General features: G+C 41.4%; 11 protein-coding genes. 3 read left to right on the plus strand and 8 right to left on the minus strand.

The features are described from left to right. Nucleotides 1–90: 90 nt before the first annotated feature. Both DW793_RS09330 and DW793_RS09335 read right to left on the minus strand, forming a co-directional pair. Nucleotides 91–1,455 (minus strand): NCS2 family permease, encoded by a 1,365-nt coding sequence (locus DW793_RS09330; protein ID WP_118157766.1) that lies wholly within the window; start codon nt 1,453–1,455, stop codon nt 91–93. Between the two features lie 293 nt (nt 1,456–1,748). Further along, a complete protein-coding gene (locus DW793_RS09335; protein WP_252969817.1) occupies nt 1,749–3,320 on the minus strand; it encodes a CotH kinase family protein in 1,572 nt (523 codons plus the stop codon). Nucleotides 3,321–3,478: 158 nt separating this feature from the next. Between DW793_RS09335 and DW793_RS09340 the strand changes: the two genes are divergently transcribed. Both DW793_RS09340 and DW793_RS09345 read left to right on the plus strand, forming a co-directional pair. After that, nucleotides 3,479–4,474 (plus strand): aldo/keto reductase, encoded by a 996-nt coding sequence (locus DW793_RS09340; RefSeq protein WP_118157772.1) that lies wholly within the window; start codon nt 3,479–3,481, stop codon nt 4,472–4,474. 18 nt (nt 4,475–4,492) lie between these two features. Beyond that, a complete protein-coding gene (locus DW793_RS09345) occupies nt 4,493–5,131 on the plus strand; it encodes a GDSL-type esterase/lipase family protein (RefSeq protein WP_118157774.1) in 639 nt (212 codons plus the stop codon). Nucleotides 5,132–5,168: 37 nt separating this feature from the next. Here DW793_RS09345 and DW793_RS09350 read toward each other — a convergent pair whose 3' ends face one another. After that, entirely contained in the window at nt 5,169–5,570 is a 402-nt protein-coding gene (locus tag DW793_RS09350) for an iron-containing alcohol dehydrogenase (protein ID WP_118157776.1), read from the minus strand. Beyond that, nucleotides 5,567–6,343: an iron-containing alcohol dehydrogenase gene (locus DW793_RS09355; RefSeq protein ID WP_118157778.1), complete on the minus strand. Its 777-nt coding sequence runs from the start codon at nt 6,341–6,343 to the stop codon at nt 5,567–5,569. The genes DW793_RS09350 and DW793_RS09355 overlap by 4 nt, the downstream gene beginning before the upstream one ends. A gap of 275 nt (nt 6,344–6,618) precedes the next feature. Between DW793_RS09355 and DW793_RS09360 the strand changes: the two genes are divergently transcribed. Beyond that, complete coding sequence (locus tag DW793_RS09360) at nt 6,619–7,542, plus strand: hypothetical protein (protein ID WP_118157780.1); 924 nt, start codon at nt 6,619–6,621, stop codon at nt 7,540–7,542. A 115-nt stretch (nt 7,543–7,657) separates the two neighbouring features. Here DW793_RS09360 and DW793_RS09365 read toward each other — a convergent pair whose 3' ends face one another. The 4 genes from DW793_RS09365 to DW793_RS09390 form a co-directional block, all read right to left on the minus strand. Further along, entirely contained in the window at nt 7,658–10,270 is a 2,613-nt protein-coding gene (locus DW793_RS09365) for an ABC transporter permease (protein WP_118157782.1), read from the minus strand. Further along, a complete protein-coding gene (locus DW793_RS09370) occupies nt 10,270–10,971 on the minus strand; it encodes an ABC transporter ATP-binding protein (protein ID WP_046441216.1) in 702 nt (233 codons plus the stop codon). The genes DW793_RS09365 and DW793_RS09370 overlap by 1 nt, the downstream gene beginning before the upstream one ends. Before the next feature lie 153 nt (nt 10,972–11,124). After that, nucleotides 11,125–11,718: a TetR family transcriptional regulator gene (locus DW793_RS09375; protein WP_252969818.1), complete on the minus strand. Its 594-nt coding sequence runs from the start codon at nt 11,716–11,718 to the stop codon at nt 11,125–11,127. A gap of 1,676 nt (nt 11,719–13,394) precedes the next feature. Beyond that, nucleotides 13,395–13,825 (minus strand): hypothetical protein (locus DW793_RS09390; protein WP_252969820.1); only part of this gene is annotated, 431 nt, incomplete at its 5' end.

Raw genomic sequence — 13,825 nt, forward strand, 5'->3', positions numbered from 1 at the left:
GGCTGCCGTTATTTTATGCCAATTCTCATTCTGTAGCAGAATGAACAGGAAAGCATGGCTAGTATCAAAACTGTTCTTTGAAAGCTTTCCTTATAAGAACACATATTTCAGCACGAAAAGCACTGCAAGCACATACATAAGCGGTGTGATATCCTTGCGCTTTCCGCAAACAAGATTTATAACAACGTATGAGATTATTCCAAGAGAGATGCCCTCTGAAATGCTGTAGAAAAGAGGCATTGAGAGAATACAAAGATACGCAGGGGTAGCCTTTGTATAATTGCCGTCATCAAACTTGATGTCAGTGATAGAGCTGAACATCAAAAAGCCTACTACTATAAGTGCAGGGGCTGTTGCAAAGGACGGGATAGCCGTGAAGATAGGTGCAAAGAACATTGACAGTGCAAAAAGCACTGCTGCTGTGATAGAGGTAAGACCTGTTCTGCCTCCTGCGGCAACGCCTGCTGAGGACTCAACGAATGTTGTTGTGGTGGAAGTACCAAGAACTGCGCCTGCTGTTGTGGCAACGGCGTCAGCAAGAAGCGCAGGCTTTATCTGCGGAAGTCTGCCCTTTTCATCAAGCATATCTGCCTTTGAACATACGCCGATAAGAGTGCCTAAAGTGTCGAAAAGGTCAACGAACAGGAAGGAGAATACCACGACTATAAAATTGAAGATACCAATGCTGTGCATATCCACCTTAAAGCACTGACCAAATGTTTCGCCAAGCTTTGAAAAATCCGTAAGCGACATTGTAGGGAAAAGTGAATTATAGCCGCTTTCAGCGTCAGGAACATACAGCCCTACAAGCTGACATATCATGCCTATTACCCATGTTGCCACTATACCCATAAGAATAGAGCCACGGACTTTTTTGATATATAGGATAATAGTGATGAAAAGTCCTACGATAGTGAGAAGCGCACATATGCCCGAAGTTGTGAAATTCTTGCGGAAGCCTGTTATGGTAACAAGAGTGGCTGAACTGTCAACGCAAAGTCCGGCATTCTGAAGTCCGATAAAGGCAATGTAAAGACCGATGCCAACGGACACCGCTTTTTTCAGCACCACAGGTATTGCATTGAAAATGGCTTCTCTGACGTTTGTAAGAGAAAGCACGATAAAGACGATACCCTCGACGAAAACCGCCAGCAGTGCCACCTGCCATGGATAGCCATAGCCTGCCACAACAGTGTAAGCCATGTAAGCGTTAAGCCCCATGCCGGCTGAAAGCACAAAAGGCAGATTTGCCATAAGTCCCATGCACACTGTTCCAATAACAGAGGCGATACAGGTGGCAAGAAGTACGGCTGTAGGATCCATGCCTGTACTGCCGAGAATGCTCGGGTTTATGGCAAGGATATATGCCATGGTCATGAAAGTCGTCACGCCCGCCATTATCTCAGTTTTAACATCGGTGTGATTTTCTTTCAGCTTAAATAATTTTTCCGTCATATTTTATTATGCCTGCGTTGCAGACATTTCCTCCTTTCAATATGGGGATACTATCTTATTATACCGATTTTACAGCATTTTTCAAGTCTGATTTATTAAGGCAACACCGCACAAAGCCCGCCTGACGGCTTTGCACGCCATCTGCTTGCAGATTTTCCGTCATATCGCACAAAAATCCCTTGATATACAGCAGTATGCCTGCGGAATTTTTGTGCAATCTGACAAAAAAGCTGACTACGCATCTGACGCACAATCTTTGTGCGGTATTGCCTTAATTGAATAAAATTTATCATTTAAGATGAGCTGTTACTTGCGTCAGACTTTATTTTCCACTGACTGTTGAGCCAATAAATGCGGTTTTCTATCCAGTTGAAAAGATCCTCCGCAGAGTCAGGACCCCACTCTTCGCCTTTTCTAAGGTCGGCGTCATACTCTTTAAGATATTCACGCTCTGTTTTTATACAGCCCTGTAAAAGCTTCTCCCGGCTCATCTCCGTCCACTTTTCCTTGACAGTAGCCATAAACCAATCCTGCTTACAAAGAATGATAAACCATGGGTTTGAACGGTCGCCTTTTTTAGCCACAAAATTCTTGTCTGTGAAAGCACCAGCATAATATTTCTCAGTGCTGTCATTATATGCCCAGTTAAAATCCCAAGGTGAGGTAAATTTCAGCTTAGGACATTTACTGTCCTTTGAAAAATCGACGCACATATAGAAGCTTCCCTCACCACAGTCATAGTCATGTACGATCTCATAAAGAATATACATATCTCTCACTGAGTTTATATCCATAACATTAGAAACGGCTTCCTCAGCGGTAGTAACATCGGAGTCAACAAGGTCATAATTTTCATCAAATTTATAATACTTGCCGTTCTCGCAGGCTTCATAAACTATCTTGAACAGATTGTTGAGATACTTGTCAATAAAGTCTATCTGATTTTGCGAATATAGGTCATTCTTGATAGAATATTCCGCAGGAACGAACTGCCTTGTTTCGCCGTTTATGTCGGTGACAGTGGCATTTTCATAGTCCATGCTTATATAATGGTTATCCTCATCGCTTGTTGCATAGTTGTCAAGCTCAAGATAATAGCCTATATCAGTGTCTGTGTAGCCTTCCGCAGGCTCGGAGATATCCACTCTGTTTGGATTTATCTGACATTGTTCGCAAAGCTCATAAACGCCTTGAAACTCCTCGTTCACATAGAGGTGAACAAGCTGACCGTCTGAGCAGAAATTGCTGTCACCCATGATAGTTCTGCCAAAACGGAATGCGATATCGTTTCTTATTAGATCCCAATCTGATTTCAACAGCACCCAGCTTTTGCACTCTGCGCCGTTATTAAGCCCAAGCATATTTGTCTTTTTATCAAATTTTATCCTATAAGGCACTTTGTTTGCAAGGATCTGACTAACATCGCCGTAATATGCGCTTGAATTTCCTCTTACCTTTATGCCTGCTGAGGCTTCGTTTATCTCCAATTTTTCATCACAATTGAAAACGTCCACCACGCAGGAAGTATACTTCTCCCTTGAAGCTATCATATCGTCAGGGGCAGTCGTGACGCTTATAACAGGTATCTTACTTTCTGATCGTATCTTTTTCTTAAAACTTTCTTTTTCAGCCTTGTCAGCACTCAGGCTTTCATAAGTAGCAGGTTCAGAGTTTATCACCTGTTTTGTGGTGGCAGGAAGAGTTACAACAGGCTCAGTTGTTGTTGTCACAGCCTGAGAGTCGGCAGGACTACTCCCTGCTTTTGAGCTTTCCCCTGTTTCTTTAGCACAGCTTGTGAGCATTGCTCCCGTCATGACCACAGCACATACAGCAGCGATAATTCTTCTGTTCATATCATTTCTCATATTATTATCTTTCCATTTATTGTGCATTACACACATATTTTTTATCATATAACTTATTCAATTATAGCACATTGACATAGATAATACAATATGCTATAATCATAAAAGTAAGTGGGATAATTTATGCATTAATACGATTATATAGGAGGTTTTTTGAAATGTTTATACCTGACGATAAAAGATATGACAAAATGATATACAACCGCTGTGGAAAAAGCGGGCTTAAGCTTTCTGCGTTGTCTTTGGGCTTTTGGCAGAATTTCAGCCTGAAAAACAATTTTGAGAACATGGAAAAAATGGTACACACTGCGTTCAACAGCGGTATCACACATTTTGACCTTGCAAACAACTATGGCAATCCCTACAACGGCTCGGCAGAGGAAAACTTCGGCAGGATACTCGACCGTGGCATGAGAGAATTCCGTGACGAGATGTGCATTTCCACCAAGGCAGGCTATGAAATGTGGGCAGGTCCATACGGTGACAGAAACGGCTCGAGAAAATACCTCACGGCAAGCCTTGACCAATCTCTCAAAAGAATGGGACTTGAATATGTTGACATTTTCTATCACCATGTAAGAGATCCCGAAACGCCTCTTGAAGAGACTGCCCTTGCACTTGACAATGCAGTAAGACAGGGCAAGGCGCTTTATGTTGGCATATCAAATTACAACAGAGCCGACACAGCCGAAATGCTGAAAATTTTCCGTGAACTCAGAACTCCTTTTATTATCAATCAGCCCTCATATTCCATACTCAACCGCTGGATAGAGGACGATAAGCTTGACAGCCTTGCACTTTCTGAGGGCTTTGGCATTGCAGTGTTCTCACCGTTGTATCAGGGCTTTCTCACAAGCAAATATCTAAAAGGCATACCGGCAGATTCAAGGGTAGGCAGAGGCGAAACATGGATAGGCAATGAGCTTAACGACAAAATGATAGAAAAGCTCAACAAGCTTAATGATATCGCCGCTTTGAGGGGACAAACCCTTTCGCAAATGGCACTTTCATGGGTGCTTCACAACAAGGCTGTTACTACTGTGCTTATCGGTGCAAGCCGTCCTGAGCAGATAACGGAAAACATAGGCTGTCTTGACCGCCTTGACTTCACAGAAGCTGAACTTGCAGAGATAGACAGGCTTGCGAAGATGTAAATCAGAAAGGTGAGCTTTATGAGCGAAGAAATAGTTTGGACAAAGGAATACAAAGTTGAACGCTACAGAAAAATGAACAAAGATATTAAGAAAGGCAGCGTGCTTTTTGCAGGCTCATCTCTTATGGAGATGTTCCCTATCGAGCAGTTTGCGGCTGAGGATAAGCTGCCTGTCACTGTTTATAATCGTGGAATCGGCGGTTTTATCACTGACGAGCTTATAAAGGTAATGGACGTATGCATACTTGACCTTGAACCTGCTAAGCTTTTTATCAACATCGGCACTAATGATTTGAGCGACTCACGGATAGAAATGTCAACGGTCATGAAAAATTATGAGTACATTCTTCGTGAAACTATCAAGAGAGTACCAGATGTGAAGATATATCTCATGGCGTATTACCCTGTTAATCCCGAGGCGGCAACCGAGGAAACAAAAGGCTGTCTTAGAGTGCGAACAAATGAAAAGATAGACATTGCAAATGAAGAGGTAAAAAAGCTTGCTCACAAACTGGATGCAAAGTATATTGATGTAAACGCTCCCCTGAAAGACGAAAAAAGCAGACTAAAAAAAGAATACACCTACGAAGGCGTACACATTAAAGAGGAGGGCTACAAAGCCATTTATCCCCTTGTTAAAGATTACATACTCGAATAAGAAAAAGCTGTCAGAGCCACCGCCCTAACAGCTTCTTTTATGCGTTATAATAGCGAACGTAATCGTCAAGCACATCTGCCGTAAGCTCAAAAGGATAATTTTTAAGCTTAGCAGGGTTGGCAAGTATTCCGTCCCTGTCCTTCTTCCAAAGCTCCTCTGACATATCAAGCTTGCCAAAAAGCGTCCTGATATAATCCCTGAAAGCGTCAAGATCATCAAAGCCAAGAAGCTGTTTTACAACATACTCCACCTCGGTGCTGTCACCGTATTTTTTCAAAAAGCCTGACAGAAAAACGCCTACTGCCTTGCCGTGGGGTACGCCATTTTCATAGGTCAAAGTATAGCTCAGACCGTGAGGTATGCTTGTGCCTGTGTAGGCTATCGCCATGCCTGCAAGCACTGATGCCTGCATGAAAGTTGAGAACTCATCATCGGTCATATGAGCAAATCTCTCCTCTGTTTCAGACAGCCCTTACAGCTTGCCCAAAGCCTCATGCCCTCCTCTGCATATGCACAACTGAACGCATTTGCGTTGGTGTTGAGCCGTGACTCTATCATGTGAGCAAGCGCGTCAACGCAGGTGCTTTTCATACCGCTGTATGAGGAGGTTTTAAGATAGCTGTAGTCCACCAATGCAAGTGACGGAAAAATTTTGTGGGCAATAGATTTCTTGGTCTGCTTGATGTGGGAAGTCAGGATAGAATAAGGTGTAGCCTCAGAGCCTGTTCCGCAGGTGGTAGGCACACAGACTATAGGATAAAAAGGTAGTTTCGCAGGAGTGTACAAAAGCTCCTCCACCTTGGCAATGCTGTCTGAAAGCTCACACTTCTCCGCTTTTACAACGCTCTCGCTTTTGGAAAACTCGGCATTTTCGCAAACTATCCCATTCTTAGCAAGCATTGATATCGCCTTGCTTGCGTCCATTGGCGAACCGCCGCCCACTGCCACGAACATATCCACGCTGTATTTTACCGCCGCCGTTGCCGCTGTGTAAACAGTTTCCACAGACGGGTTTTCCTCAATATCATTATATATCACATATCCAATTCCCTGACTTTCAAGCACTGCCCTGACATCATCAAGAGAGCCGTTCACCGCAGAAGAATGTCTGCCTGTGACTATCATAGCCTTTTTACCAAGTGCGGCTATCTCGCCCCCGTGATTTTTTACCGCTCCATTTTCTATGTAAATATCTGTAGGTATATTTCTCATTTTCAACGCTCCTTTTGGCTTTTAATCCATTATAGCACCTTTGACGGCGATTTTCAAGCCTTGACATTGCAGAACATATGTGTTATGATATTAGTAACAAATCATGGAGAAAAAAGTTATGCACTTCACAACGGCAAAAGGTATACTCTCGCAAAAAAACGGCATGAATTTATATCGTGGCTGCACATAACGGTCAGACTAGTATTTTTGATACTGCCGATTGAAAACCTCTCCCCTTTATGTTATAATAAAGAAAAAAACATCAAGGTGAAGCAATGAATAAAAATCAAAATATAGCTATGGGGATATCCCTTGCTGTGGTGGCAATAATGGTCGGCTCGGCGGAGATCTTCGGGGAAAAGGAAATAATTTTTCCTGAGATAACGGCGGTGGCAATGGGTGCGCTAATTGCGCCTGTGCAATCGTGGAACACCTCTCGAACACGGCTTTTTGCGGCTATAGTTTCTGCCGCCGTCGCAGGCGTGTGCATAGTGCGGTTTATCCCTGCGATACTTATACTTCGTATAGCCTTGGGACTTCTTGTAGCAGTGAGCGTTATAACACTGTCAAAAACTAGCTTCGTTCCTGCCATTTCAGCCTGCATACTTCCGATACTTATGGGTACAAAAAGCCCTATTTACGTCATTTCCGTTGCGGTCATGACAGCATTTATACTTATTTTTCAAAAAGTTCTTGAATACTTTGGGCTTCATGAAAAGTATGAATATAGACCTATCGAACCAAGCTCAGAGCTTCTAAAACTACGAGCAAAACAAGTCATCACGGTGCTTGTTATCTGCATATTGCCTGCGCATTTTTACGAGATATTCTTTATCGCTCCGCCGCTTATAGTTGCATTTTTTGAGCTTAGCGGCAAAGACTCAAAGCTTATGAAAAGGAAATACACAGCAATTGCTCTCATGGCGGTGGCTGCGTTCGCAGGCGTTATGGCAAGATTTTTTATCTCCGAAAAGCTTGGGCTTACCCTGACATTTGGTGCAGTTTTATCCTCGGCTGTGATATTCGTCCTTTGCCGAAAAGCAAAGCTTTATTTCCCTCCATGCTGTGCAATATCTACCTTGCCTTTTATAATCCCCGAAACTGCAATAATAAAATTTCCATTTGAGGTCACAGCAGGATATATTGTCCTTACCATTGCCGCAGTTATCATAACCAAAATAGACAATAATACAAATTAGGCATAATCGAAAACGTACAAAGCTATATGATCTGACCCCCAGAAGTTAGACCAAAAATCTAACAACTTGGAGGTCATATCATTACGCTCTGTACGTTTTTTTGTATATTAAGAAATCATTCTCTGTTTTTAAGCACCTCGGCAGGGGTTATCTTGCCAAGCTTTCTTACAAGAATTGAGGTGATGATAAAGTATGTTGCCATTACTCCTGCGAAAATTATAACGTAAGCATACCAAGGGAATGCAAGGTTTATTCCGCTTGTTACGTTTGGAATGAACACTGGGAAAACCTTGTCCATAAACATCTTTGAAAGCGGTATCTCGATAAGTGCGCCCAAAGTTATGATAATTGCGTTTCCGTTTAGGTAAAGCTTTTTCACGTCCTTGGTCTTATAGCCGAACACCTTCACAAGAGATATTCCAAAGGAAGCCCTTTCTATTGTAACATTCAGCATAAGGAACATCACAGAGCAGAAAATTATTACAGCAACTGCGATAAGCATTACTATCATTGACATCATAAGATCCGTGAAAACTGCCGCTGAACGCTCGATATCCGATTTTGTTGTTGTGCTGTAAAGTCTGCCCTCGTCAATGTCAAGTTTCTTGTCTGAAAGCAAACAGTTGTAGTAAGTGTCACTCTCACCGAAAAGCTCACGCATACTGTCAATATCCATGAACACCATAAGTCCGCCACGCTCGTCGCAGATATCCTCCACTGTGAATGCGTAATCCATTGAGGTAGCATCGTCTGTCAGGATAAACTTATCGCCCTTTGCCACTCCGTAACGCTCCACAACTGACTGGCTCACTGTTATAAAGCTCTTGCCCTTGTGTGTTTTCACATCATAATACTTGTTATCGCTGTCCATACCCATAACGGTGACATCAAGGTTATAGCCAAGCTGTTCCTTTGAAAGCGTTTTTACAAAGCAAGCCTCGCCACCCTCTGGAACGCTTTCCTCTGGATATTTCAGAGTGTACATATACTCGTATTTTGTGTCATTTATAGTGTCTTTTCTCACGTTCTCACAGAGATAGTAGCAATCAACGCCAAGCATAAGAATGAACAGTGAAAACAGCATACTGAGAAGCACTGTTATGCCTGTGCGCATTTCACGAAGCATTTGGCGTATCTGAAATCTGCGGATAAAATTCCTGCTCTTTATCTTCACTCTGCTGTAGTGACCTGTTTTCTGCTCGTTTCTGATAAGTGAAAGAGCAGTCTGAGAAAGCCGCTTGTTTATCACAAGGGTATTAACTATCACCGAAACAACAGGAGGCATTACAATGCTGTAAATGATAAGATACAAAGGATAAACAGGGGTAAAATCAGGGAGCGAAGAATATGCGTAGCTGTCGAGAAGCTGATAATCGATTCCCACAGGTGAGAAGCCTATGACCGCACCGATTATTCCGCCAACAAATGCAACTATAGTCGGCAATGTTACGTAGTGGCGGATAAGATCTTTTTTCTTTGCGCCGAGTGCATAAAGCGCACCTATAACACTGCTTTCACGCTGAATCTGATGAATGACGAAAACAGAGATAACATAAGTAAGAAGTGCCATAAGTATAACACCCACACCAAGTCCTGCATATTTGTTCATGACAACGTCACCTGCCGCACCGGCTATACGAACGTTGTCGCCCTTTTTCACGAACATTGTCAGATTGTCAAGGTCAATGGTGAAAACCTCGTCAAGAAGCTCGTCAGCCTGCTTTTTGAAGCTGTCAATACCATTTGCAAGGCTTTCTGCACCGCTGTATGCAGATCTTGCACCCTCTGACAGATCTTTTGAGCCGTCATATGCGGCTTTAACTCCTGCCGTGATAGCGTTCGCACCCTCTGGGAGTGCCTTTGCACCCTCGTAAAGTCCGCCCATTGCGTCATAGAGAGCGTCTGCTCCCTCAGAAAGGTCTTTCACACCGTCCTTAAGGGTCTGAGAGCCGTCATAGAGCTTATCGATACCATTTGAAATATCGTCACGCTGCTTCAAGACGTCCTTGATAGTTTCAAGATAATACTTGTCTGTGACTTTTTTATAATCAAAGTCAAAATCCTCGATCATTTTCTTCAGCTCGTCATCAGTTGCCTTGCCGTTAAGTCTGTAAGCATAGCAGAGGTCTTCGGCTTTCTGATCGCTGTCATTTTTGAAATAGTCATACTGATCGTCGCTTACGAAAAGAAGTCCGAAGACCTTGCTTGACACAGCCGTGTCAGAGAAATTTTCAAAAGGTGTGTCATAGTCAGGTATAGTTCCTATTCCAACTATCTCAAACTCAACTCCGCCTGCTGCAAGCTTATCGCCCACTGACAGAGAATGTTCCTCGCTGTAGCGCTTTTCGACTACCGCTTCGCCCTTTTTCTCAGCAAGTCTTCCGCTGTCAAGCTCGATAAGGTCAATGTCATTTCTTTTGCGGAAAACACGGAGCTTTGAGCCGTCCTTCGCGGTAACGTCAATGCTGAAATGCTGTTCAAGAGTAATTCCTTTGTCTGTTATTTCCTTTTCCTGCTCGTCTGTAAGAGGAATAAAAACGCCGAACTGTCCGTCCTCGACCTTGTTTTGCTTACCATGTTCGGCTGTTCCGTCGATGATAGTGTCTGCGCTTGCAACCACGGAAACTATTATGTACATTCCCATTACGATAAGCAATACAAGCGCAAGATAACGTGCAAAATTAGTTTTAAGCTCACGTCCGAGCCTTTTTCTGAGTACCCTGTTCATTACAAGTCCTCCAGCTTTGCGGCAGGTATGCGTGTTTCGTTAAGATAATCCTTTTTGATAAGTCCGTCCTTAACGATTATTACCTTATGCACCATATTTTTTATAGCGTTGTTGTGGGTAACGATAAGCATTGTTGTGCCGTATTTTGCATTGATTTTTTCCAACAGAATGAGAATATCCCTTGATGTTTTGGAGTCAAGAGCGCCTGTAGGCTCGTCGCACAAAAGCAGCTTTGGATTTTTTATAAGTGCCCTTGCTATAGCACATCTCTGCTGCTGACCGCCTGAAAGCTGTGACGGAAACTTGTTTCTGTGTTCGGAAAGCCCCAACGTTGTGAGAAGTTCTTCCATATCCAGTGGCGAATCTGAAAGATATTCACAAACCTGAATATTTTCCACAACTGTCAGATTTGGAACGAGGTTATAAAACTGAAAGATAAAGCCCAGATTTTCCTTTCTGTAGTCGGCAAGCTTATCAGGTTTAAGACCGAAAATTTCCTTACCGTCGACCTTAACAGAGCCACTGTCCATAGTGTCAAGGCCGCCTATGCAGTTAAGAAGCGTGGATTTACCAGAGCCGCTCGTACCCTGAATAACGCACATCTGACCTTTTTCTAGACTTGTGGTGATACCCTTTAGCACCTGAATATAGCTGGCGTCACTGCCGTAACTTTTCTTCACATCTCTGATCTCCAAATACATATCATTTCCTCCATTTACAAGTTAGATTTAGCTAACTTTACTTTATATAAAAATGTGCATAACTGCACATTTCATCGACATTTGAGATACAAAATTCACACATAACATTGTTATGTAGGTTTCTAAAAGTTACCGCCCGAAGGCGGCAATTTTCTAATCTTCGACTATCATTGTAAACCATATTTTTATTAGAAACTCCATTACTCTGCGCATATGGAGCTTTGCCTTTTCCACATCTCTCTCGTGAGTTAGCAAATGAGTGTAGGCGTCAACACTTATATGGGTTATCCAATGAAGCATATACTCATCAACGTGGCAGTTAGGCATTCTTGCGGCAGCTTTTTCCGCTGATATCCTAAAGCCCTGTTCTGTCATATCTACGATCATATCCACAGTATTTTCATACTCAGACCCTTGCGCACCCGTGAGCAGCAGCATAAAAACGTCATAGTGGAGATACATATAATCAACAAGTTTGTCAAGGTCGGTGTGAGTATCAATGTGATACTCAGCAGACAGCACCGCAGGGTCATCGCTATCCATATCCTGAGCGTCCTGCATATAATGCTCCGTAAGAAGCCTGCAAAGCTCTTTCAGCGGCTCATCGACAATAGCCTTGAACAAGTCATTTTTATTTTTAAAGAAGAAATACAGCGCACCGGTCGTAACGCCTGCGTCAGCGCATATTTTTCTCAGAGAAGCCTTCATATAACCATTTTCAGAGAACTCGGCCATTGCACTTTCCAACAGCTTTTCCCTTGTTTCAGTTCGTCACCCATTACTGCACCCCGCTTTCCACTTCACATAACACTGTTATCTTAGCATATAACGCTCGATATGTCAATACATTTACTATATTTTCAGCATATTATATGATATTGAAACATAACAGTGTTATGTGGTTGGTGACTATTACAAAATAAAATAGGAAGCGACATACCTGTCTGGTCAGATCTCACGATTTCAGACGGGTTAAATTATATAAGCGATAGCTATAAAATTGCTATGGTTTACAGCGGTGACTGTGCTCCTATGCTGGTCCTTGAAAACAAGTACTCATATAGCTGGGATATTTGCATTAGTGCAAGTGAGGTGTCGTCAGGAGTTGCTTTCTACTCATACGATGACATTGCACAAGCTTTCAGCAACTACGGTGTAAGCATTTATGACATGGGACAGCTTCACATATTTGCCTCTAATTATACCGAGATCTACGGAGTATATGCGGCTCCGGTCTGATATTACAACATAATAACTATCAAAGTCAAATAATAATCGGGTCGAGCAAAATGTTCCACCGGAACATCTTACTCGGTCTTTTTCGTAGTATCGATAATTCAACATATTTACAACTATCCTGCATTTTTCACGCAATCACCAATCTGGTCATTTTCTCTATCCACTTATCAATGAAACTTATAAACCCCTCAAAGCTTCACAGCTCTCCATTTGTTTGAAATAACGCCGATATTCCAGTATGTAATAAAGCAGATAAACAGCATACTGATTACTGATACGACAACCGCTTCAATAATAAGAAACGGGGTCGAATAGGTTGATATGAATCTTGACGTAATTGTCAAAATAATAATTTGACAGAACCTAACAAATATCCCCAATAAGATAATGTCTAATATGAATCTCCATAGAAATGATTTTGTGAATTGTGTCATTGTTTTTCCTACTTATTATTCAACCGTGTATTCAATCGTGTTACTAATGGGAGTATATTCTCCTGTAGCATCATCATAATCCGTCACCAAAGTAACTGTATAATTACCTTCATCTGCAAAAGTCAGAAAGTTAGTCCACGTTTTACGATACGCCTGAAAACATTTGCATAATTTGCCATTTTGGGTTACATACCAAAATAAGTTTTTATCAGTTTCTTTCTGCGGTATTTCGGGTCTGTTTATAAGAATAATATTTTTATTTTCTTCAATCGTAATTTCCGCTAATAGAATTGAATCATCATCTTTTAAATCAGAAGAGGATACAACGCTCTGATTTTCTTTAATATTTGTTTGATGTTCAGGCGTAATTTCATAATCAAAATGCTTTTAAATTCATATGAATGAGCATACAGAGAAAAAAGAGCAAAAACATTATAAAAATGCGAAAAAATTGTTTTTTATAAATTGCCTTGAAAAAATTAAAATTTATTCCTGTATGTATAATGCTCACCCTTATAGGTTCTGTACGGAAACTCAACCAGCGTCAAAATGAGTTTAGAAGCATTATAAGAACATATCACAATCATTAAAAAGTATAATATCTTTGTTAAATGAAGTTCTGCCTTAAATTCACAAAATACATTATTATAAAAATAATCAAATCCTGCAAATGCAATTATGTATAGCATCAAATTCGGAAATATCAAAAGAGAAAGGTAATTATCTTTCTCTTCTACATTTCTGGGATATTTACGCATCTGTCAACACCTTCTCAAGCTTTGCTATCATTATTTTCGCAGAAGTTATGTCAGAATTATCACGCAGTGCTGAAAATAGTTCTGGAGCACTCTCTTTAAAATCGACATATTTCTTTTCAGATAATAATCTTGCATAAGCTAACCTATAATAATAATTTTGAACATCCACTAGTCGAATATTGTAGTACTGATTGACAATTGGTATTTTATTTATTTCTTCTTCAAATTCTTTATTTACACTGTAGGCTATACTCGATGCGCCATATGCCATTACTGCACTTTTACATTGACCGGATATATTACATAATTTATCAGGTATAAACCTTGTAACAACAAGCGATATACCAAAGTACACTCCGCCGATCATGGCAAGCGTACCAAGCATATAAAACAATGTACAGAAAAACAGTTTAATAGGTGTAT

It is taken from the genome of Ruminococcus sp. AM31-15AC, assembly GCF_003462045.1.
Lineage (GTDB): Bacteria > Bacillota > Clostridia > Oscillospirales > Ruminococcaceae > Hominimerdicola > Hominimerdicola aceti.